Source organism: Paenibacillus sp. FSL F4-0125, from assembly GCF_038008565.1.
Classification (GTDB): Bacteria; Bacillota; Bacilli; order Paenibacillales; family Paenibacillaceae; genus Paenibacillus_AQ.
Window position 1 is genome coordinate 6,373,067 of the sequence record NZ_JBBOZJ010000001.1, and the last position, 23,518, is coordinate 6,396,584.

Consider the following 23,518-nt stretch of genomic DNA (forward strand, 5'->3'; position numbering starts at 1 on the left):
TGCAGGTTCATTCCATGTGCTGATTTCAATAAATGCCGATTCAGCTATCATTGGTGTATAGCAATCACCTTATAGGAGTGGATACAGATGAAAGTGATGATCCTGACAGGCAGTAATCGAAAAGAGGCGACCAGCACAAAGCTGGCAGAGCATGCCGCACACTTTATTAATCAGCAAGGTGAAAAAGTCACCCTGTTCGATCTCCACAAACGCCCGCTCCCCTTTTATTCACCAGATGAGTCCCACCCAGAGCATGAGCATTTAAGCGCCCTCCATCAAGAGATGCTAAGCGCGAACGCAATCATCCTAATCACCCCGGAATACCACGGCTCCATGAGTGGTGTGATGAAAAATGCGCTGGACCATCTAGGCCAGACCCATTTCAACGGCAAAGTGGTACTGTCCGCCAGTTCTGCAGGCGGAGCTGTAGGTGTAAGCTCATTGCTTCAATTACAGGCGGTTGTACGCAACCTACATGGAATTAATACACCCGATTGGATTTCCATCGGCGGGATGCAGCGTAAGCGCTTCGAGCTTGGATACGATGGGTACGAGAGCGGCCAAGAGATTGAAGATCGCATTCGTCTAGTCTTAGAATCATTCCTAAATTTAGCTCGCAAAATCAATAGCCCGGCAGGTGCCGCCCTATGATCAAAGGACTGTTTGAAACCCATCTGAACGTGACTAACCTTGAACAATCTTCTCATTTCTATGAACATGTTCTGGGACTACCCTTAGCCCATTCGGAGAATACTGAAGGCCGCAAGCGGCGATTTTACTGGATTGGAGAAGATCGTAATCAGGCCATGCTCGGAATTTGGGAGAAGGCACCTTCCGAGGTCGTACGTCAGCACTTTGCTTTTCAAGTAACGCTTGAGGATTTGAAGCAGTCGGTATCCTATCTGAAGGCCAAGGGGATTGAAACCTCCAACTTCCTGGATGATGAGAAGGAGCAGTTATATGTATTCGGCTGGATGCCAGCCGTATCCGTGTATTTCAGAGATCCAGATGGTCATTCCTTAGAGTTTCTAGCCGTACTGCCTGATCTGCCCAGACCTGAGCTAGGAATCGTACCATGGAGTGAATGGGAAATCGCGCACGAAAGAACCTGGTAGTTATAAATAAGATACAGGCTAAGCCTGCAAAAGGAGACAAGAACATGATTAAAGGACTATATGAAGCACATTTACCAGTGAGTAATCTTGAGGTATCTATCGAATTTTATGAGAAATTGGGATTAAAAATGGCTTGTCGAGATGAAGAAACTGCATTTTTCTGGATTGAGGAAGGTCGGAGCTGGATTGGCATTTGGGAAGGAAAGGAAGTAGAAACGCCATACCATCCATCCTTACGGCATATAGCCTTTCGCGTAACTTATGAGGATTTGAAGCAATCCCTGCAATGGCTGGAATCCATTGGAGTAGATGCTGTTCCGTTCCGTAATCGAACTTCCGTTGAGCCATTTATCCGAGCTTATCAAGGAAATGCCTCTGTATACTTCAACGACCCGGACGGCAACAGCTTAGAATTCATGTGCCACGTAGAGGTCCCTGAACATTTGAAGCATATCTCAGAGAATATCACCTTAACAGAGTGGGAGAAATTGCTCGATCAGAAATAAAATACTCCAACAAAAAAACAGCTGCCCACCATCAAGGGTCCAGCTGTTTGAGTATGTTAGCTGCTTCTATTTAACCATCTCTAGCATGGTTTTAGTAAAGGCTGTTACTTAATCGTGATGCCTTTCTTCATAGCCTTCATATCTGAATTCGTGTTCACAAGCATTGGCAGTATCTTCATACTTCTAGTCATGGGAGAGTTACATTGCCAGCAGGTAGGTACATACTGAAATGCAAAATTATCGCGCATCCAACCGGTGCAACCTTCCTTGGTACAAGACCAAATGGCTGTGTCTTCCTGTGGAAGATCCTCCAGTGCTTTTTTACGAAAATACATAAATACCCCTCCTTGGATCGAATCGAGACGATTTCGCCACCCTATTAGGGGCAGATTCATATGTTAAAAAAATAAAAAAGCTGCCCTCAACTTGTGTTAAGGGCAGCCTAATTTTCGAATTACAGTTTTACAACGTTTTCGGCTTGTGGTCCACGAGCGCCTTGAGTTACGTTGAACTCAACGCGTTGGCCTTCGTCCAAAGATTTAAATCCGTCGCCTGTGATTGCGGAGAAGTGTACGAATACGTCGCTTCCACCTTCAACCTCGATAAAACCAAATCCTTTGTCTGCATTAAACCATTTAACTGTACCTGTTTGCATGATATTACCTCCAATATTTTATTTAACACATGTCCTTTTATTCCTACGTAGTGTACGAACAAATAAAAATTCACACATTGGAAAAGGACTCATACGCACAAATGATAACCTTTTACAATATGTGAATTAAGGGTTAAATTTATGATTAATTTCATTGTACCACACTAAATCACTAAACGCAATGCAAATGCCTATTTTTTTCATTCCGGCTCTATACCCTCTTGAACAAATGGCTTTAAAGCCGGACATATGCAAGGGTTAATCGATATATCCTGCCAAACCTTTATCCATTAAGTAATCCATCTCCGCATCAAGAATCGTCTCAACTGTGATTTCATCCAGCTTCACATCGCGCTGGGCAACAACATAGTCAACCAGATCATCATTATCGATGTCTACCTCACCTTTGGCATTGGCCTTGGCGTTATTGATAAAGGTCTGTTCATGCTTTAATACTAAACGTATTAATTTAGGATCTACTTTAGTTTTGGCAGATAATACGGTTACTAATTCCTGCTCGTTTAATTTGTCACTCATTTTTTATATTTCATCTCCCTACAATTATTACACATCATTTTAGCATATTTCGCGCTTTAACGCGTCATTACACGAAGTACAGCAAGCTTTTTTAACATATTTCATAACACCATAGTCTAAAAAACGTTCCACTTCAAGTAAGTTATTTAATAAAAACAGTTGTGAGGAACATTGACTTGTGCCAAAATATAAAAAAAGTGTTGGACCAAATTGAATACTAGAAAAGGCGGTTGAATTCATGAGCTCAGTATCTACCCAGCAATTAGACACAAACAGCAACAAGGCACATCGTTATATCGAAGACGTGTACGCACAGGTTGTTGCACGCAATCCTTTTGAGCCCGAATTCCATCAGGCTGTAAAGGAAATCCTCGAATCTTTGCTTCCGATCCTCGCTGCTGAACCTAAGTATCAGGAAAATGCCATTCTGGAAAGATTGGTCGAACCAGAACGTTTGATTATGTTCCGCGTACCTTGGACGGATGATCAAGGCAAAGTAAGAGTGAACCGTGGGTATCGTGTACAGTTCAGTAGTGCAATCGGACCTTACAAAGGCGGACTTCGTTTTCACCCATCCGTTAATGCTAGTATCATCAAATTCCTCGGGTTCGAGCAAATCTTCAAAAATGCTCTTACCGGCCAACACATCGGCGGAGGTAAAGGCGGATCAGACTTTGATCCTAAAGGGAAATCCGAAGGCGAAATCATGCGTTTTGCACAAAGCTTCATGACTGAATTGCAAAATTACATCGGTCCTGACCAAGATGTTCCTGCAGGAGATATCGGTGTAGGTGGTCGTGAGATTGGCTACATGTACGGACAATACAAGCGGATCCGCGGAGGATATCCGGCTGGCGTATTGACTGGTAAAGGTATTGGTTACGGCGGAAGTCAAGCTCGGACGGAGGCTACTGGTTACGGAACAGTTTATTTCGTAAACGAGATGCTAAAAGCAAAAGGCCTTTCCTTTGAAGGAAGCCGCGTTGTTGTTTCCGGTTCTGGTAACGTAGCGATCTATGCGATTGAAAAAGCAGTTCAGCTAGGTGCAACAGTCGTAGCTTGTAGTGACTCCGCTGGATATATCTATGACGAAAACGGCATAAACCTCGAAACTGTCCGCCGCCTGAAAGAAGTGGAAAGAAAACGGATTAGCGAGTATGTGAATGAACACCCTAACGCTGTGTACACCGAAGACTCCACGCAAATTTGGACTATTCCTTGTGATATCGCCCTTCCGAGTGCTACTCAGAATGAGATTGATGAAACCATGGCTTTGAAACTAATTGAGAACGGTGTTAAAGCAGTAGGCGAAGGTGCCAACATGCCATCCACCCTCGAAGCTATTCATCAGTTCCAACAAGCTGGTGTGCTATTCGCACCTGCCAAAGCTGCTAACGCTGGCGGCGTAGCTGTATCTGCGCTTGAAATGGCACAAAACAGCATGCGTATGTCTTGGAGCTTTGAAGAAGTTGATACGAAGCTGCATGAGATCATGGTTTCCATCTATCAACAATCTGTAGATGCATCCGAACAGTATGGACAGTCCGGCAACCTCGTTGCAGGAGCGAACATCGCTGGATTCAAAAAAGTAGCCGATGCTATGTTGGCTGAAGGCGTAATCTAATCAAGCATAAACAAACGGCGTTGCAATCCTAAACGTCCGATATACGAAGTCCCCGTAACCGGTGAATAAGCAGCCGGGTACGGGGACTTTTTTGTACAACTATGAATTCCAACCTGGGATTAGCCGCAAATCGCCATCCCATATAGAATACGTACTCTTCACAACCATATTAGAAGGCGAAGAAGCCGTGTGTGTATAGCAGGAATCTATGCCTACCTTCAGAGCACCCTCAATATCCGTACGAGGATCATTTCCAATCATAATAGTTGAGCTCAAATCCGCTTCATATTTGTCGACTAAGTAGCTGTAAAATAGCGGATCAGGCTTACTCACCCCTGCTTCCGAAGAGATCGCAATGCCATCGAATAGATGGATGATTCCGAGCATAGTTAATTCTGCTTCAATGAAAGTCTTCTGCCCGTTGGAGAGCAGGAATACTTTTTTGCCACGTTCTCTTAACGTGTGTAGAATTTCAGCCACACCGTCATATAGAGAGATATGGACCATCGATAATGTCCGCAGCCATCTAACGGTTTCATATAACCATGCTTGATCCGGTTCTCCGCCTAGTTGACGGGCCACAGACCGAAACACTTCCTCCATTACGAAATCCGGATACTCACAGCTCCGTGCGGCTTCACTTAGCTGAAGATCCCGCTCCTGTAGAAAGCGTTCTTGCAATTCTCCCCCTGATATAGAGAGTCCCTGGTATCCAAAATGGAGCGCCAGCCGTCCCCAGACCTCAGAATGTTCCTCATCTGTCTTAATATCAATTAGTGTACCGTACAGATCGAAAATATAAGTCTGATACATCCCCGTCTTCCTTCCTATGGTTCACTTGGTAGTCTACCCCTTAGTCACATTCTCCGTTGCTGCCTGCCCCTCCTCCATTTTGTTCGATACCTTTTGATAAAGATAGGAGATGCCAAGCAGGCAAATTCCAAAGCTGGCATAAGCGATGATTTTACTTCCGGTATTTAGTAGTCCCAGATCGTATAGCAGCAGCTTACCTGTTGCCATTAATGTTAATCCAAGACCGAAGCGTCGGATGTACACATATCTTTTGCGGAAGCCGTACATGATGAACAGAACTGCTATTAATAGATAAACGAGACTAAATATTAATCCCGCATCACTCAATTGCAGCTGTACCCCTAGAAAAGCGGTGATGATTCCGAGTAGATACACTCCCATGAAGACAGGATAAATCTCCATACTTTTATACTCACGTTTAAGCACGGCGATCAGCAGATCACGTCCGCTAAACCATACGAAGATATTAAAAATGATAAGTACACTCAGCGCGATATAATCAGCCCCAGTATTACGTGCAATATCATTCTGCAGACTTGGCAAGCCCACTGTAATCACCAAGCAAATAGCATAACCTATCCCAAAGAGAAGTCTCACAAAATATTTAACGATGGTGTCATACAGCACCTTCACCTTCGGCAATACATAGGCTAGAACAATAGTTAACAGAGCAGACAGCAGCAAATTATAGAAGGCTCTATGTGAGAAATCCTCCGGTACTGCCAGACGATACAGTCTTCTCGATTCATACAATCCATAGATCCAGAAATTCAATAACGCTGCGTATTTAAACCATAGGGCTAAGGTGATTTCGTAAGGCTCACTGCGCTGCAGAGCATCCTTGCGGTTATGTTGAACGGCATACCATACGGCGATAATCAGCATGCCTGCAGTAATGAAGAAATATTTTAGCGGAAAATAAGCGTCTGCAGAATTCATCCATTCATTGGCTATATCTAACTGCATCGGTACATTTAATCCGAAGAATACCACAAGGCACAGCGTCAAAATACCCCAGCCTGCCTTTTCCATCCCCTTAAACCGATTCAGATTACCAAACAAGGTAAGCACGACGCCTTCAATCAACCAGCCAATGGACCACCAAGCCGCTCCGAATTGGAAAGGAATCATTAGAATCCCGAAGGTCAACGAAGTAGCGTAGAACAGCAACATGCTTTCTTTTTCCTGTGGCATTAGCTTCTGGATTCCTCGTCCAAGCCCCAGATACAGCAGACAGAAGACCAGCGCCAGCGCACCGTTGTAATCCTTCAGCCCTGCATCCAGGAATAGAAGATACAAGGTGAGACAGCTAATAAACGTATTGCATCCTAATAGAGAGAAATCCCACCAAGACAGCTTGGAGCGATACTTGAACGGGTACCATAACGTAATGCCCAAATACATGGCAAAAGTCAGCACCGCATAAATCATATTCACTCCGTTGCTATCCGATAACGCTATTAATATCAGCATGGAAGGTGTATTAAATAAGTAACTGATATAATTGACAACGTTCCAACGTTTGCGGAAGGAGATCAATAGAATGAACAAGTTTAATAGAAACAAGTAACCCATCGCCACGTAAACCGCATTGCCCGAAAGACCGAATGCCCCCAAATAAGAGTATAGTGGCAAATACCCTCCGATTAAGCCCAAAGCACAAATACTTCGTGATTCATACCTTAGAGACAGAAGTACAGCAGTTAAAGTGATGAGTACGGATAAGGATAGCCCTACATAAATACTGATAATATCCAGTAAAAAATAGCTATAGAACACAGAGCCGTACAGCACTGAAATTCCGCCGCCAAGCAGCCCTAAAGCGAACGTCCCTTTTCCTTTGCGATACAGCCACTCCCCGCCCCCTAACATCAGTAATCCTAATAGAAAAAAGGCGCTCCCCTTCATATAACCTGTGAACCAGTTGGAATAGGAATATCTGAATGCCGCTCCCACAGCCAAAATCAGCAGCAGGATCCCAAGTTTGTTAATCCAGCCAAGTCCAATCTTCATTTCGATCTGATTTTGTTTTCTTCGACGCTCCAATACTTCTTCACTGATCTCTTCTGAGGCAAAATCATGTAATCCGTTATCCATGCTAGCGTTCTGATGAATTTCGGATTCCCTCAGCTTTTGTCGCTGCGCTAGTACACGCTCATTCAACTCCGCCGACAACGCTCCAATCCGGCTGGATAACTCTACTTTATTCTCCCCGAGTTGCCTCGCAGCTGTTTGGTACAGCTGCTGAATGCGACGCTTCGTCTCCATTTCAAAAGCCGTCAGCCGGTCTGTATGGGCAAGGCTTTTAGAGGCAAAATAAGTCTGCAGCTTCTGTCTCGACAAGCTAAGAATGCCAAGCTTCTCATTTAAGATTTGTTCCGTTAGTGTAATTTTTAGCTCGGTATTCTCTTCTTGAAGCTTCCCTACCTGAGTCTTTAACTCAACTAAAGCAAGCTTATGTTTCTCATGTTGCTTCTTCAAGTGTTCATTCTCATTGACCAGATCGTGACTTTCATATTCTGCAATCAGAGCTTCATATTCTTTAATAAGCCCGTCCTGCTGGACCTTCATAAATCTAAGTCGATCTTTGAATGACTCCATAGCGCCTCCTAATGTGAGCGATTGTTAATATTTCCATTTTACTACAAACGGAAAGGTCTCTTGCTCTTTTTATACAAAAAAGCTGCAACATATTGGAGAGATGCCCCGTCTAGATAATAACAACACTAACAAATCAACTTAAAAAGGAGCTCACAACTATGAACAACACCTTAAAAACAAGTATGGTTCTCTTAACTTTGTCCCTAGCACTTTCAACAGGAGCAGCTTATGCCGCACCAACCACAACTTCTGCAAAAAATGATGCTACTCAAACCTCTGTTAACGCTAATCAAAAGACGTTTGCAATTGAAATCAACGGTTCCACTCTGAAGGAAACTGGCTTTCAGACTACAAATGGAAAAGAGCCTATGGTGCCACTTCGTTCGGTTAGTGAAGCACTCGGCTTCGAATTAACTTGGAATGGACAAACTAAATCCGTTGATCTTATCAATGGTGCTGTATTCACTACAGTAAAAGCCGGAGAAGATCGCTATAGCATCAATAAAATGAACACTACGCTTGGAACTGCACCACAATTGGTTAACTCCATTTTGTATGTTCCAGCTTCCTTTGTAAGTGAAATTATCCACCACAACATGACAGTGAAGGGAGATTCCATCGTGATCACTGATGCTAATCAGCAAGAGCACATGACCAAGACTGGCGTGATTACAGCTGTCAATAATGAGGGTAAATTCCAATCCGTTCAGATTCAAGGTGTTGGCACAGATGGCATCGTACTGAATGTAGGTGAAGATACGACTATCGAAATGGCAGACGGTACTAAGCTTGCACTGAAAGATCTTCAGATCGGTATGACCGTAAAAGCTGAGCATTCCATGATCATGACCATGAGCTTGCCGCCGCAAACTCCAACTTACAAAATCACTGTTCTAGATGAACAGAAACAAAATGATCTTCTGGGCACTGCTGGTGCCATTGAAGAAGTTCAAAAAGACGATGAAGGAAACATCAGCATCACCGTTAAAGGCAATGGTCTTAGCGAACAGTCACAAAAAGAAGTAGTCCTTCGCATTAGTAAAGATACTGTGCTAATGAACCCTGATGGCAAAGCTGTAAACAGCAGTGAGCTTGTAAAAGGTGCAAAAGTTATAGGATTCTACAGCCCTATGCTGACTAAGAGCCTGCCACCCATTGGCACTGCTGTTAAAGTCGTAGTAGATTCCGCTCAACAATAAGACTATATAAAAAGGGCCAGTTCTCAGATTAAGTGAACTGGCCTTTTTGACGATTCGATTGTATCTTGCTTTCTTATATTTTAACAAATACAAGTCTTCTTCTTCACACCAAGCTTTCCAGCCTGTTCAACCTTAGCAATATAGTCTACAGCGAGTGGTACTTTACATGCGGTTGGTCCCATATGTACTTGGACCTTTCCAATGCTTGCAGCAATCTGCGTGGCCTCATCATACAGTTGTGTTACGCTGCTGCCGGCAATAATTACAAACATATTCATCGTGTAACGAACTCGATTCCGTTCCTGATGAATGGTTGTTTGTATTTGTTGTAGTAGCTCTCTGATCTCAGCGATGTCCAGCAGATCATCCGGCGTAACTGAAATGTAATTTCCATAAGTACTCCAGCCGCAAGTAGCCACCATTTCATCCGAGGAACGAATCCACTCTCTGGCGAGCTCCAATGCGAATGGACTCTCTGCGGCGACAGAGGCTACCGTATATTCCGCTAAAGCAGAGCAGTAAGCTGCCTCTACCCAGCTTTGAAGCTCTTCCTTCGTAAGCGTCTTGGGGTCAATTGTAAGTCCTGCTAAATACATCGCATCATAATTACCCGTCTGATACAATGCGCGAGCCAGACTTTGGTCTTTCTTGATATCCTTCACCAGCTTCTTCATGTCCCCAATTCTTACTCCGAATAAAGGCTCCTTAGCACCATGTCGTATAAAGGTACGCTTTGTCTGCTCTGTACCCATTTCCTCAAGCTTACTCATCACTTCATTAATTGTCAGATTCATTAGGACACCCTTTCTTCTTCGTTGCTCAGCACGCAGATCTGGCTTCTCGATGTTCCCTAGCCCTTCACCGCTTCTCTTAAGACAGGTTCACGACCCAGCGTCACTCTATTCTTGCCCGTATTCTTAGAACGATATAACGCTTCATCGGCTTCTCGATATAAATCTTCAAAGGTCACTTCTCTACGCTCTGTAAAAGAAATGCCAATACTTGCGGTAAGGTGAACACTATCATATTCGTTCAAAATTATGGTGTAACCACTCATCGTCGTACGAAAATCTTCGGCTTCCTTCAGTGCTGCGCGTTTATCCTCAGCAAAAAAACATACGGCAAATTCCTCGCCGCCGACCCTTCCGGCAATGCCTTTATCTTGGTATACCTGAAGTATTTTATTCGAAAAATCAACTAAAGCTTGATCTCCCGCCAGATGACCATAAGTATCATTAATTAATTTAAAATCATCGATGTCGAATAATAACAGTGCCAGTCCTAATCCGTCCGGAATCGTTTGATTTTGCACCATTTTCATAAAATGCCTGCGATTATAAAGTCCAGTCAAATCATCTACTGTAGCTTGAAAGAGCAGTTCACGTTCATACCGCTTCTTTTCACTATGGTCACTAAAAACGATCAGCATCCCCTTGTTCTCTGTTGCCCGATGCTCCGTCGCAATTAAAGAAACGCCATAACAAATCTCTCTCATTCCAGTACATTCAATCTCAAACTGCCCTTCGGTTCTTTGGCTATAATGAGCGCTGATATCCTCGTGATCCCTCATAAAAAGATCAATATCCTTCCCCAGCCAGGTCTCATTCAATATCCCGGTAATCTCCAATAATATGGAGGTCGCAGCCTCATTTATACCAATGATTCTATCCTTCTGATCTGTTAGAACTACGCCGTCTTTCATATGCTCTAAGATTTTAATTTTAGTTAAAGGGTAGACCGTAGATTTGGGGTCAATGAACAGACACAAATAAGCCGCTATAATTGCGGGTAAATAAGTGAAGGCTGTAAAGCCTGTAAGCGTGATCTTCAAGAGAGGAAGTAAAAAAACGGAAACAACCGGAACAAGCAGCCCAGCCAGCAGCAGGAAAGAACGCCGCAAAAAGGCTCTCGGTCTATTGATCAAGGAAAGAGCCAGCAAGCAGACCGCATACAGACCAAAAAGCTGATCATAAGCAATAAAAGCCATGCTAAGGAGCGTAGGCTTTACAGTAATTCCACTAACACCCGCAACAGTGGCGATGCCCACTTCACTACGCATTAGATGATGATAGGTATCCGTAAAAATAAGCAGTATATCCAAAGCAATAGGAATCGAGAAAATAGCAAGCTTAATAGGTAGGCGTTCCGTGGATGGGGACAAATATTCTTTGACTACAGCATAAGTAAATAGCGCACTTAAAAAAAGCGGAGCCTGCTGCATATTCTTCCACCACAGCTTAGCCTGAAAAGAGGATGACATAATCTCCCCCGCCGTCGCAATAAACATGAGGCTAACCAGCAGCATTAAGATCCACAGATAGCGTCTTCCTGCCGACTTCCGATGTCGATAGGAGCTTATAGCCATGTAAAAGCTTAGAACACTGCCCATTAATAAGTAATACGGATATCCTTGAATCCACGGCATGCCATATTTCTCCTATTTTTCAAGTCGCTTCTATCATTATATCCTAATCGTACCTACAAATGAATCGACAAAAAACAGTAATTCTACGATTTGAACTTCACTCGATGAGAGAACATATACTTTCTGGCCAAATCCTTAAATGTTGTTTTATCTTGTTCTGACTGAAAATATCGCTTAGGGATAATCAGCGCTCTATTGGAAGACACAAAAAACACGAACAAGCTCATCGTTTCGCCTATTTTATGTATCTCCTCCCATTTCACTTGCCCGGAGCCCGCCTCGGATACATACTTTATACCTTCGTCTGATATGGAATAGCTCTGAGGCTGTTGGGCCAAGCTGTCTGTCGCGAAAGCTTTTTTAGATTTTTTGACTAAACTTGATTTGGTCATATACCATAAAACAGCAGCAAGAATCACCGCAGTCCCAGCAAGGACTGAAATATTCGTAGTACTGTAATTCTTAGTAATTAACAGTAAAATCACAAAATAAGCAACCACACTGAAAGAGTTAAGTATAATTCGACTATTCAAGCTAAACCATAGGTTAAACTCCTGAACGTCCTCACTCTTAAGAACTGTATCTACTTTTATTTCATTTTCCATTACCGATCGCTCCCCTGCCACTATCGAAATTTATCAATTCCATTTCATTCTAACATGCCTGAACACAAAAAAGGGACATCCCTGAAGCGATCGCTTCTAAATGGGTTGTCCCTTTTTAATCCGTAAGGATTCTTATTTCTTTTGTGCAAGACGTTGTTTGAACTTGTCAACACGGCCGCCTTGTTCTGTATCTCTTTGTTTACCAGTGTAAAACGGGTGGGATGCGGAACTTGCGTCCACGCGGATAACAGGATAAGTGTTACCATCTTCCCATTCCATTGTTTCATTGGATGATTTTGTAGATGCACTCAGGAATTTGAAGCCTACGCTTGCATCCATGAAAATAACCTTGTTGTACTTAGGATGTATGCCTTCTCTCATTCTGATCGTCCTCCTTCTGAACAAATTAGTGGAGCCTTTATGGTAAATTAACCAAATGATCTGTAGGTTTATATATAAGTATAACCTAATAAACGTAGGAAAATTCGTAAATCTTACGATTTAGACCACCGCTCCATCATACGTGAAATCGACATATAAAGTCAACTAATATCCGATATTCCTTATATTTCCTCGAAGTCAAGCAGCTTATACATCATACTCCAGCTGTTTTTTAGCCTGAACAATGAAATCCAGCGGATTCTCAATAGTACCCGATTGATACTCTACGGCACCGATTTTAAGACCGAGGCTGACTTTATACTTTTTGACAAATTCAGTGTCATTAAGCTCTTGAAGCTTCAATTTAATCCGATCAATCACAATCTTTGCTCCATCGCTATCGGTGAACAGCAGCAGGCCCCATGTTGCGTCATCTTTGTCTAGCAAATACAGTGCATCATTGGTACGAATGCTCGCCTGACTGAGCTGAGACACGTCGTGAATAGCCTCAGCCAGCTTATCTTCGGGAATGATACGTCTAATCTCATTCCAGTATTTCACTTTCACTACAAGCAGTGTGAGTGGAATCTGATAACGAGTCGAAATGCCTGTAAATAAGGTGGCATCCTTCTGAAAAGAAATGCTGTTTCGCAGATCTGTGTTCTCGTCGATGATGGCCATATTGGCAGTCTTTTTCTCCAAACGTTGATTCTCAGCCTGTAGCTCTCGGTTGCTTAATGTAAATATCCATAGCACCACCGTTAACAATGGGGTCATAATTAGCCAGAAGTACGTGTTCATTCCAATGGTTTCTCCCAGAGATATCGTCTGATACATGGTGTAGAATCCGTAAGCAAATATAAACACGAGATTCAAGACTAACCCTGCGGTCACCGTAGTAAAGTACGTAACGATCGCCAGAATAAAAGCTACATTTAAAATGATAATATTCTGGATATAATCATCGGGTGCCCCTGAAATAAAGACAATACAAATATATAGAAGCACCAGGAACGATAAGAGCGCAATATCTGAAATTAAACCGCTGCGATTACGTCTCACGCTTATCACCACGTTTCTTCATATGTTTACGAAGCAGCAGGATCAGCGATAGAATCACCAGTGTCAGCACTAGTACAATTACGATAATAAAGCTCAGTACGTCTGTCCGTTCTGCTATTTTCTTAACCACGGAATCCTCTACTGCTCCAGTAATGATCTTGAAACGGTGCGCGTTGACATTACCGTCTTTATCCACGATAACCCCATCGCCAAACACCTTCCATTTGTCCCGCTCTGTTGCGATCAGCTTCGACGCCAAGTAGTACTCTTCAGAGTCAACTGCCGTAACAGCAAGCAACCCTCGTCCCGCCTCAAATGGTGATTCAATCAACTGCAATGTTCCGATTTGCGCTCCATATTGCTCTTCAATACTCATCTTCTCGTTGGAGCGGATCGCTGATCCGCTCCCGTTATATTGAAAATAGAGCTTATCATTATGATCACGGATAATCTTATTATTCTTGTACGCGCCTATCGCGATGATATTATTATTCTTCAAATGATCTGCGCTGACGCTATCCGTGTAGAACTGAATGTTCCCTGTATTACCGCTTGCGTATTTTCCAAGCAGATTAAACACATTAGATAAACTCAAATATGCATAATCATCCATTTCTTGTGGCAGAACAACTGCCACTTGATTGTAAATGCCGTCACGTATGAACGGATACGGATAGTTATTAAACAAGAGCTCCGTCCGATCCTTAGTATTAAGACGCATTACAGAATCCTTACTGATATAAGCCCACGGCGTTTGATCCTTATCCAGGGTACATCCGGCACCCTTCAGCTCCAAATCAAAAGCTACTGTCACCGTAAAATTACCGGAAATATTCAAGTTTTGAGGAACTGGAAGCTCCAGCTTATCGCCATTCGCCAGCTCTTTGGTCAGCTTCTTGCTGCCAATGGGTGTGTTGTTGATGCTGACCGTCACTAATGAACGGTCGAAATCTACATTCTGCGCATAACGGAAATCAAATCTGATTCTGCCTGAATCTGCAATCGAGCGGTTAGAGGGCAGTGAAACAAAGTAGGTCTGCTCCTGATGACGTGCCCCAGTGAGTTTATCACCCGTTTCTGTAAACGTAATATTGGAGCTAATCGAAAGGGGTGGTGCAGATACTTCTGTAGCATCATCGACCACCTTTAAATCACTGCTGATTTGACCCAATAACTCTTGATTCGCAACAAAACGGCCTGCTTTAATCAGTAAGTTCTCATCCTTCGAGGTTACGACTAGTGTGGGCTGAGTATCCTTATTCACTAACTGCAGTAATGCATGTGTACTTAAATCTTCAGAGGTGCTTAGCTGAGCCTTTAGCGCACTTGGTACCCGGTCATACATAGCTACCAGTACAACCGCAGCTTTATTCTTCACCGCATCTGACCGGTAGGGAAGCATTGGAATCGTTCTATTGTCCAATGTATTCCCCTTCACAAGCCCGGAGAGCGCATAAGTAGCCGACTCCAATTCTGCCCCAGTGCTTTTATCCGGTACGGTCAGAATACTCTGATTCTTCGTTAAGGTATCTATTCCAGAGAAACGATCACTAAAGTCACTGATCCCACCAGTCAAAGGCTTTGGTGTATACAATACGTTAATGCTGGATGTATTAAACAGACGAAGCCAATTATCATAATCATAATCGACAGTACAAGATAGCTCATCTGTATTGCTCGACTGCAAATAGCCCTGAATGCCAAGCGTATTGGTCCCCTTTTTCAGCAGCTCTTTGGGGGCTTGAAGGACCAGCTGTTGTTCACCGTTGTTCTTTAGAGAGGGTCTAAATGTATAGAATGGGCTGCCATTTAGCGTTAAGGTAACGCTAGAAATCTGCTCCTTGGTAATTTGCGAAATTTGAAAGTGCAGGTTAATTCTGATCTCATCCACATTCCAATAATCCATAACCTCAAAATATTGCTGCTTAGTACTCGAACCCTTTAGCGCAGTATCCGTCCCCGTGAAAGAGGTTGTGTATGTTAATCTTGTATCCTTAGGTGGGGTCTCAGCGGCTGCAATATTCATTTGAATTAGAAAAAGAGAGAGGCAGGTCAACAGTATAACCATTTGTTTTTTCATCATCATGTTCTGTTTCTCCTGTGATCACATATTTCTCATATTACTTCTTTGTTCGTTATTAATAGCGCTCAGTCTTATACCACTTTGCTTCTCTTTTGAAGATGAGGTCTTTGGCATAAAGATATAATCCGTAAGCAGCGACAACCATCCACAGCTGACAATAGGAGATGTACATCAACATTACGATCCATAAATTGGACAAGCTCATCTCGCCCTTCTCTGTCGTCAACGTTATAAAAGTACCTACAACGAACAGAATAATGGCGAGCAACCATAGAAAGTTACTAAGCCCAGCAATAGTAGTATGTACATAGCCCAAAGCATGCAGGATGAGCAGCACATCGGAGGTGATTAACGACAGCAGCAATAAGAAGTAAATGGCTAGAAAGTAAAGAATATCGAATCGGACTTTAGCAGCGGATTTATCGAAAAGCAGGGGGATATTTTTGACAATGACATAGATATTGCCCTTGGCCCAGCGCGTTCGCTGCTTGAACCAGACTTTTAAGGTCTGAGGCTCCTGCTCCCAGGTGACGGATTTCGGCTGGAACTTGATCCGATAACCCATCATATAAATTCTGAAGCTGATTTCTGTATCCTCGGCTATTGCTTTAACATCCCAGCCGCCGATACTTTCTACAATAGACCTGCGCATAATAAAATTAGTGCCGGGGATGGTGCATAGCTTGAACAACTTCCAGCGTCCTGCTTGCGCCATCCATTGAAAAGATAACGTCTCAATATTAATAAACCGGGTAAGTAGGCTTGCATTACGGTTACGGGTTCTAAATTTACCAATTACCGCTCCGAGGCTAGAATCATTCATGATCTCAGCAACCAGATAACGTAGAGCCGTTTTTTCCGGAGTGTTGTCTGCATCATAAATCGCAATTAACTGCCCTTTGCAATGAGTGAAGCCTATATTCAGCGCATTCGATTTGCCTTTGCCACCCGTAATCGAATCTGTATTAATAACGATCAGTTGGCGACCCGGATTTCGATTTTGAATACCCGCCAGTAGTTCAGCACTGTTATCAGAAGAATTATCATTAATCACAATAATCTCATATCGATCTTCCGGATAATCAAGCGCTAGCAGAGACTCCACTGTCTTACAGATTACTACCCCCTCATTGTGAGCAGGAACCATAATTGAAACCAAAGGATATTCGCCCGCTATCTCTGGTATTTCCTCATTTTCAGATTTAATGTAATATAAATAGCCTGCGATAATGAGGGTCACATTTACCAGCAGCAGAGACCAGATACAGATCACTGCAATCACCATCAGTATGTCTGAAATCGTCATAGGATCCTCCAAATCACGATTAGTTGTCTCATTTCAAATACTTTTTCCTATACATTCGGTATCCGATGATCATTAATCCGCCAAATAGCAGCAGAGAGATCATTATGGCAACTATAAAGAATTGATTCTGTATATTAAAAAGCGTAGTAAAGCTCTTCTTCTGCTCTTCTGTATATCGATAATCGCTATCCACCGTTTCTGGCGTATAGTTTAGACTTAAGGGCTGTCCATTAATAGATATCGTCCCTTCTGATGAAGTGATCGTATTGACGTCAGTAACAACCTGATGCCTCTCTTGCTTATAATCTGCAAAAGAAACCCAGTATTGTTCCAACGTCTTCAGCAGTTCCTCAAGCTCTTCCTTATCCTTAGGCATATCTACAGTGATTACCGTATCCATCGGCAGTTCTGGCACAACATTATTGGATGTCTGCAGACCCTGCAAAAAATCAACCGGCACACTATACAAAGAGGATGGAAAGGACTTAGAGGTGTCGCTCTGCTCCATATAGTCAACATTTTCATCCGGATACAGTATCACGGAATCGAAAAACCCCATCCCCGCCTCCGAGTATTCCTTGTCATACGCCCAGTGCATCTGTGCTCCGATTCCAAGCGGCCCAATTTTGTTGTGCACCAGCAGATTAATGAACGCGTTCATCTTCGCTTGAAGTGAATGATCCATATTACTAGTACTCGTTGAATGCATCGCAACAGGGGCATTGACCAGAATGCTGCCATTATTCGATTGCACTCTTTTGATAGCTACCAAATAACGCTGCATGGCCGGATAATCGGTATTGCTGAACACGGGTCGTATACTTGCGAGAAAAGGAATCCCCCCTTGATACAGCCGCTCCGCAGTCTCTGTCAGCAGTTCCAGATCAGAGAAGGGATAGATTTCCTTGATCGCAAAATACACTTTAGGCGTTGACGTGATATGAAGCCAGTCTTTCAGAACATACGCCATTGCCAACGCACTGACATTCCCTTGTTCAAAATACGGAACATACGCGTCATCCCCTTTACTCACAGCATAGGGTGCTTGCAGGCCATCTTCCTGGAAGGATAGCTTTCCGAGTGACTCTGTCCCCTGACTCCCGGCAATATAGAGCATATCCTGTACCTGAATTGGAATTTCCGAAAACTGCCCGATCTGGAGATCCGCATCATTCCCGTCATATATCACATCAGTGGTTAACTGTAGCTTCTTTTTCAGCGAGGCTGGAGGGCTGTATCCGATATGCAAATACTGTCCCTGATAATGCCCCCAATCCTCTACATAAAATTTATTAGTAATCAAAATATCCGCTGCATTACGGACCATGATCACTTTAGAGTAATGATCCAGCATCCCTTGTTCATATTGATCCAGACCCTTAAGTGTTACCTTGATAGAATAGGACGCCAGCAGTCGCTGAAGTTCAGTCACGTTACCTTCCTTCGTTGTACCCTTAGCGAGACTGTCATAGAGCAGTAGAACCTGCTGTGGCGTAGCTGCAGATTGAACAGGTGTAACGGGAACCAGCAGGGCTGTCAGGGTCAACGTCAGTAGCAATATACCGTTTAAGACTCCTCTGATGCTCACACACTCACATCCTTTTGAGGCTTTGTATACGGGCTAGAAGGGGTGTTCTTGCTAACCTGCTTAACCTGATTGCTGTTTTTAGAAACTCTGCGCCCAATCACACTGGATAGGGTCAGAAAAGTGACTAAATCAAAGGATAATGTAAATAAGAACTCATGCTTGGAAATATCAGCATCGCCTGCCCCGATAATCGACACAAAAATACCTGAAAGCCCAATGCCAATCGAAGCGACAATCAATACCAATCGCTGCATACCTCTGAAATCACGGGACTTGATCGCTTTTACAAAGGAAGGCATATAGAGACCGATAACAAGCACCATCCACAGGAAAATAAATCCAAAGGTTCGCGGGGCCAGCGTTAATTTCAGTTGACTATATCCGGTGAAAAAGTGGCTCTGTGCTCGAAATTCCTTTCCAACGGATTGCTCGTAGTTCCCCATGGCTGCTGGTTTGATTGAGAATGCACTTTGAGCAGCTACATTAAGAATCGAGTTAAGCTGGTCCGGATTCGTTAAATAATATTTAAGAATGGATACAAATCCATACCGACTGTAGAAATTCTCTTCGAGAAGTGGTGAATTTACGTCTATGGTCACGTACTTCTCATAATGAATGCTGTTCTTCAGAATGGCGTATTGCTCATCCATCCCTAACGCTTTTAAAGCAGCCTCTGGATCTGGTGATTCCTTCAGCACCCCTCGGGTCATAGCATGGAACTGGTTAATGTTTACGAACTCGTTTGAAATATTCAAATACGTGAACACACCTGCGGACAGCATCAGAGCAAGAGACGCCATCGTAAGGATGCGGAAGATCTTATCTCTGCGAATCCAGAAAAGTGAACAGCCCAGTAGAGCAATGATCATACCCACTGGCGCATTCTGCTGCTTAGAAGTAGTCAGGATCAACGTACTAATTACGAATAAGGCCAGCATCGCGTAGTCATTGAATCTTTTTTGATATAACATCAGCCATGAAGCGAACATGAAGATCATCGTGATCATCACAACGCTTTCGCCGTAAAAGGAGTTAAAATAAGCCGTATAACCGGTATCTCCGAATATAAAAATAGCAATACCTGCAATGATGAATCCCTGTTTTCTGGACATCTTCCATGTAATAGCCTCTATTAATAAGTAAATTGCGATTACATATAGAATCGTATAAATCGCGGCTTGAAAGCGGATGTCGAATACCTCACTACTGAAGAACAACTTGTTAAGTCCTATAGCCAGCTTGATAAATAAGGACTGAGAGGAAAATAACATTGCACCATTCTCATTAAAATATTGAAAGATCCCGTATTGCTTCACAAAATAACCAAAGTACTGACTATCATAATCCGGCAGATTGAAATAGAGTCCATTACTATAAATGCTACGGAAAAAGTCACCGTTATCCGCCATTCCGACATACGGAGCTGTGAACAACGCGATGACGGTAATAAGCAGCACTCCAAATGCAGCAAGAAATGCAGGAGAAACCGAAAAATTAGCAAGTGTTATGCTTTGCCTTAGAGGTGTTTTCACCGTGTTGTCCATCATGCAGGTTCACCTTCAATACATTAGGTTTAAGTTAATAGACATAGGCCAATAGTGCCATCAAGTTGTCAAAAGAGTAGGCTTGGCCGCTAGCCACATCGCCGAATCCTCCGTACAGTGGGCTACCCACATCTGTTACTCTGAACTCGTTCATTCTTTTGATACTTTTATGGTAGAGCGATTCATCGCCGATTTCTGCGCCAATCATAGCTGTTATGGCATAAATGGCTGTAGAACGGATATCATTCAGCGGCTTACCTTCTCTCGAATATTGCCCATACAACGTTCCGGCTTCGACCTGTTGCTTGATAAAATCAATGCTGGTGGATTTCTCCTGATCAACCTCTGCTAGGGCTAGAATGGATAAAAGCGACTCTACTGTATTGATGTTTTCTGAGCTATATTTTCCGGTCTCATAATTAAACCGTGTCTCATAAAAGGGGAATTCATCCGATAAATATCCGTTTTCCAATATTACGTTCATATCATTCGTCAGCTTCTTGCTAAATTGGCTAGGAATCGACAATTTTCGCAAAGTGCCCAAATTAATATAACACAAAGTGACGAATGTGTTTGTTGAAGAATATTCCATATCGTAGAAATCATAAAGCTTCTCATTTTTTACATTATAATCGTAAAATCTTTCGCCATATTTATCCGCTTCAGCTGTATATTGTGTATCACTAAACTTTTCGCCCGCCTCATAAAGAGCTCGAATCATGCGCAAATCATCAACGGCAGCATTCAAGGGGTATAGCTTCTGCTGTTTGGGACTGTAACGGTAGCTGAAACCGCTGTTCATATCAAAGGTTTGCTTAGCTAGTTGCCATTGTTCCACAAATCGCTCTTGTTGGCCGCTGCGCACAGCTGCCAGCATCTGGAGAGATGCCGATTCACTTAGAACCTCGTGTCCACTCGCCGCTTCCGCCGACTGATCTGTTTCAATAAAATTAGTATATACACCGTACTCGCCTGTGAGCTTCGAGGTAATGAACTGCTCTAGGTTAGCTACTTCCTGGGTCTGGTTTACCGTAGTATCATTGTCTGAATCTGCTGGAGCTGGAGAATTGTTATGAACACTATTAGTCGGATTTGGTGCTGCCGTTTTTTCGCATGCCGTTAACCCGATAACGCCTGCAAATATCGCTAGTGCAGCAATGATTACTTTCCTCAAGTGATCACCTCCTCTTAATATTCACCTATACTGCTTACTGTCTAGTATTATCTATAACGGTAATATACAACAAAATGTTAAATCAAACTGTGAGCGTTATGTATCTATCCTTGAACAAAGAAGAAGATATCCTTACGCCTTCTGGCGAGCGGGATATCCCCTCTGTATCAGTTATTTATCCATTTCATTCCATACATTCCCAAAAACGATGGGCAGTAATTGCCGCGACAAGGCTGGCAGCGAACACCTCTCCGCCATCTCCAATGATTACACCCGGACTGCTTCTATGCTCGGCCGTTTCAAGTAGTTTAGCATTTTCAGTAGTCACCGCTATGGGCTTAAAGTGAGAATAGGCTTGGTTCAGGAATTGCGCTGTATCTTTATGGAATTTCTTATGTTCCGAATTTCCACCAGCTGCATAAATTGCATCAAAGAGCACCGAATCTGTCGTGGATAAGGTATGAATGACTTCAAGCTCTGTCCCCTTCGAGCCTTTAATAAATCCAAGCTTATCACTGATTATTTCCGGCTGGATCCCGGCTCTCATAAGCGTATCCAGAACAGGCATCACCAAGTCTTCATCAAATCTGCCGCCTATAATCACACCTATTTTACGTGTGTTTGGGTGCTTCTTCGTATTTGCCTGACTTAGTGCCGGGGAGATTTGAGCTACCTCGGAACCGCCTGTTTTTGGTGGCGTCGCCCCAATAGCTTCTGCTACAGGCACAGCAAGCTCTAACGTAACGTTGGCGAGCATATCTACAACCTGCTGCCGGACAGACTTACTCTTTACTTTCCCGAGCTCGAATGAATAGGCTTCAATAATATGCGTTTTTTCTGGAGCACTCATGCTGTTCCAGAACAGCTTGGCTTGTGAAAAATGGTCTTCAAAGCTTTTGCTCCGGCTACGTACCTTACGGCCCTCAACCTTTTCCTGATAATGCACATAACCTCCCTTGGCCTCTGTAGCAGGCGCAGGGGTATTCTTAGCCAGGGAATTGTTGTGATAGCTCACTGAACCCTGATTAATCGTCTGCCGTCCATACCCGTCACGCTGATTGTTGTGGAAAGGACACACCGGTCTATTGATCGGCAGCTCATGGAAGTTCGGACCGCCAAGTCGAATCAGCTGAGTGTCCGTATAGGAGAACAATCTGCCTTGAAGCAGTGGGTCGTTGGTGAAATCAATACCTGGCACCACATGTCCAGGGTGGAAAGCTACCTGCTCCGTTTCGGCGAAGACATTATCCACGTTGCGGTTCAAGGTCATTTTCCCAACAATCTGTACAGGTACATCTTCCTCTGGCCATAGCTTTGTAGGATCCAGCACGTCAAAATCAAACTTAAATTCATCTTCTTCACTTAGAAGCTGAATGCCCAACTCGTATTCCGGAAAGTTGCCGGCTTCAATCGATTCCCATAAATCACGGCGATGAAAGTCAGGGTCCGCACCTGATATTTTCTGAGCTTCGTCCCACACCAAAGAGTGTACACCGAGCACCGGTTTCCAGTGGAATTTAACAAAATGGGCTTTTCCTTGCTCATTAATCAACCTGAAAGTATGCACCCCAAACCCTTCCATCATTCTGAAGCTACGTGGAATAGCACGGTCCGACATCAGCCACATTGCCATATGGGCCGATTCTTGGTTATTGGCTATGAAATCCCAAAAGGTATCGTGAGCCGATGCGGCCTGAGGCATTTCATTGTGCGGCTCAGGCTTAAGCGCATGTACTAAATCTGGGAACTTGATCGCATCCTGGATAAAAAAGACGGGCATATTATTTCCTACTAAATCGTAATTCCCTTCCTCAGTATAGAATTTGGTAGAGAATCCGCGGGCATCCCGCACTGTCTCAGCTGATCCCCGTGATCCGGCTACCGTCGAGAATCGGACAAACACCGGTGTCTTCACGGAAGGATCTTGAAGGAATTTCGCCTTCGTATATTCTTTCAGTGATTTATATACTTCAAACTCACCATGAGCAGCAAATCCACGTGCATGCACGATTCGCTCAGGGATTCGCTCATGATCGAAATGCGTCATTTTTTCCCTGAAATGAAAGTCTTCCAGTAACGTTGGGCCTCGATCACCCGCCTTTAAGGAGAACTCGTCCTCTGATACTTTTAAACCCTGGTTCGTTGTTAAGGTGTGACCTTCATCCTTACTGCGAAACTGTTCCAGTTGCTCATTCTTGCTGTTTCCGTTCACTTTTTGATGTTCACTCATTAACAATGGCTCCTTCCGAAGGTAAAGTAAATATTATCATGTATCTCTTACCCTTTAGGAAAGTTTGGCA

21 protein-coding genes are annotated in these 23,518 nt (G+C 43.4%); 5 read left to right on the forward strand and 16 right to left on the reverse strand.

Going from position 1 to position 23,518, the window contains the following annotated elements; genetic code table 11:
* Positions 1-87 precede the first annotated feature (87 nt).
* From NST74_RS28395 to NST74_RS28405, 3 genes are read left to right on the forward strand one after another with little or no spacing between them, the layout of a single operon-like run.
* Entirely contained in the window at positions 88-651 is a 564-nt protein-coding gene (locus tag NST74_RS28395) for an NADPH-dependent FMN reductase (RefSeq protein WP_341115602.1), read from the forward strand.
* Complete coding sequence (locus tag NST74_RS28400; RefSeq protein WP_341115603.1) at positions 648-1,115, forward strand: VOC family protein; 468 nt, start codon at positions 648-650, stop codon at positions 1,113-1,115. Before NST74_RS28395 ends, NST74_RS28400 begins: the two co-directional genes overlap by 4 nt.
* Positions 1,116-1,159: 44 nt before the next feature.
* The gene (locus NST74_RS28405; RefSeq protein ID WP_341115604.1) at positions 1,160-1,621 is read left to right on the forward strand and encodes a VOC family protein; all 462 of its coding nucleotides are present in this window, start codon (positions 1,160-1,162) and stop codon (positions 1,619-1,621) included.
* Positions 1,622-1,725: 104 nt separating this feature from the next.
* On the opposite strand, the gene NST74_RS28410 is transcribed toward NST74_RS28405, so the two are convergent.
* The 3 genes from NST74_RS28410 to NST74_RS28420 form a co-directional block, all read right to left on the reverse strand.
* On the reverse strand, positions 1,726-1,956 hold the full coding sequence (locus NST74_RS28410; protein ID WP_042131520.1) for a cold-shock protein: 231 nt from the start codon (positions 1,954-1,956) through the stop codon (positions 1,726-1,728).
* Between the two features lie 119 nt (positions 1,957-2,075).
* Positions 2,076-2,276, reverse strand: a complete 201-nt coding sequence (locus tag NST74_RS28415) for a cold-shock protein (protein WP_019914790.1) — start codon at positions 2,274-2,276, stop codon at positions 2,076-2,078.
* 258 nt (positions 2,277-2,534) lie between these two features.
* Entirely contained in the window at positions 2,535-2,813 is a 279-nt protein-coding gene (locus tag NST74_RS28420) for a hypothetical protein (RefSeq protein WP_060626091.1), read from the reverse strand.
* A 238-nt stretch (positions 2,814-3,051) separates the two neighbouring features.
* Between NST74_RS28420 and gdhA the strand changes: the two genes are divergently transcribed.
* The gene (gdhA, locus tag NST74_RS28425) at positions 3,052-4,437 is read left to right on the forward strand and encodes an NADP-specific glutamate dehydrogenase (RefSeq protein ID WP_042131522.1); all 1,386 of its coding nucleotides are present in this window, start codon (positions 3,052-3,054) and stop codon (positions 4,435-4,437) included.
* A 99-nt stretch (positions 4,438-4,536) separates the two neighbouring features.
* On the opposite strand, the gene NST74_RS28430 is transcribed toward gdhA, so the two are convergent.
* Together NST74_RS28430 and NST74_RS28435 are read right to left on the reverse strand one after the other, a co-directional pair.
* On the reverse strand, positions 4,537-5,250 hold the full coding sequence (locus tag NST74_RS28430; RefSeq protein ID WP_341115605.1) for an HAD family hydrolase: 714 nt from the start codon (positions 5,248-5,250) through the stop codon (positions 4,537-4,539).
* A gap of 33 nt (positions 5,251-5,283) precedes the next feature.
* Positions 5,284-7,851, reverse strand: a complete 2,568-nt coding sequence (locus NST74_RS28435) for a DUF2339 domain-containing protein (RefSeq protein ID WP_341115606.1) — start codon at positions 7,849-7,851, stop codon at positions 5,284-5,286.
* A gap of 158 nt (positions 7,852-8,009) precedes the next feature.
* Here NST74_RS28435 and NST74_RS28440 point away from each other — a divergent pair, with 158 nt between their 5' ends.
* Positions 8,010-9,050 carry a stalk domain-containing protein gene (locus tag NST74_RS28440; protein ID WP_042131525.1) on the forward strand — a complete coding sequence of 347 codons (1,041 nt, stop codon included), beginning with the start codon at positions 8,010-8,012 and terminating at the stop codon, positions 9,048-9,050.
* Positions 9,051-9,130: 80 nt separating this feature from the next.
* On the opposite strand, the gene NST74_RS28445 is transcribed toward NST74_RS28440, so the two are convergent.
* From NST74_RS28445 to NST74_RS28495, 11 genes are all read right to left on the reverse strand, one after another.
* Positions 9,131-9,838 (reverse strand): DNA alkylation repair protein, encoded by a 708-nt coding sequence (locus NST74_RS28445; protein ID WP_341116010.1) that lies wholly within the window; start codon positions 9,836-9,838, stop codon positions 9,131-9,133.
* Between the two features lie 62 nt (positions 9,839-9,900).
* The gene (locus NST74_RS28450; RefSeq protein WP_341115607.1) at positions 9,901-11,475 is read right to left on the reverse strand and encodes a sensor domain-containing diguanylate cyclase; all 1,575 of its coding nucleotides are present in this window, start codon (positions 11,473-11,475) and stop codon (positions 9,901-9,903) included.
* An 83-nt stretch (positions 11,476-11,558) separates the two neighbouring features.
* Positions 11,559-12,080, reverse strand: coding sequence for a YcxB family protein (locus NST74_RS28455; protein WP_042131529.1), 522 nt, complete (start codon positions 12,078-12,080; stop codon positions 11,559-11,561).
* Between the two features lie 132 nt (positions 12,081-12,212).
* Positions 12,213-12,461 (reverse strand): type B 50S ribosomal protein L31, encoded by a 249-nt coding sequence (locus tag NST74_RS28460; RefSeq protein ID WP_042131530.1) that lies wholly within the window; start codon positions 12,459-12,461, stop codon positions 12,213-12,215.
* A gap of 207 nt (positions 12,462-12,668) precedes the next feature.
* Positions 12,669-13,523, reverse strand: a complete 855-nt coding sequence (locus NST74_RS28465; RefSeq protein WP_042131531.1) for a diguanylate cyclase domain-containing protein — start codon at positions 13,521-13,523, stop codon at positions 12,669-12,671.
* Positions 13,513-15,609: a cellulose biosynthesis cyclic di-GMP-binding regulatory protein BcsB gene (locus tag NST74_RS28470; RefSeq protein ID WP_341115608.1), complete on the reverse strand. Its 2,097-nt coding sequence runs from the start codon at positions 15,607-15,609 to the stop codon at positions 13,513-13,515. The genes NST74_RS28465 and NST74_RS28470 overlap by 11 nt, the downstream gene beginning before the upstream one ends.
* Positions 15,610-15,661: 52 nt before the next feature.
* The gene (locus NST74_RS28475) at positions 15,662-16,912 is read right to left on the reverse strand and encodes a glycosyltransferase family 2 protein (protein WP_042131533.1); all 1,251 of its coding nucleotides are present in this window, start codon (positions 16,910-16,912) and stop codon (positions 15,662-15,664) included.
* Positions 16,913-16,940: 28 nt separating this feature from the next.
* Positions 16,941-18,500, reverse strand: a complete 1,560-nt coding sequence (locus NST74_RS28480; RefSeq protein ID WP_341115609.1) for a hypothetical protein — start codon at positions 18,498-18,500, stop codon at positions 16,941-16,943.
* Positions 18,497-20,047 carry a glycan biosynthesis hexose transferase WsfD gene (gene wsfD / locus NST74_RS28485; protein WP_341115610.1) on the reverse strand — a complete coding sequence of 517 codons (1,551 nt, stop codon included), beginning with the start codon at positions 20,045-20,047 and terminating at the stop codon, positions 18,497-18,499. The genes NST74_RS28480 and wsfD overlap by 4 nt, the downstream gene beginning before the upstream one ends.
* A gap of 31 nt (positions 20,048-20,078) precedes the next feature.
* Positions 20,079-21,218, reverse strand: coding sequence for a glycosyl hydrolase family 8 (locus tag NST74_RS28490; RefSeq protein ID WP_341115611.1), 1,140 nt, complete (start codon positions 21,216-21,218; stop codon positions 20,079-20,081).
* Between the two features lie 184 nt (positions 21,219-21,402).
* Positions 21,403-23,448: a catalase gene (locus NST74_RS28495; RefSeq protein WP_341115612.1), complete on the reverse strand. Its 2,046-nt coding sequence runs from the start codon at positions 23,446-23,448 to the stop codon at positions 21,403-21,405.
* Between the last annotated feature and the right edge of the window lie 70 nt (positions 23,449-23,518).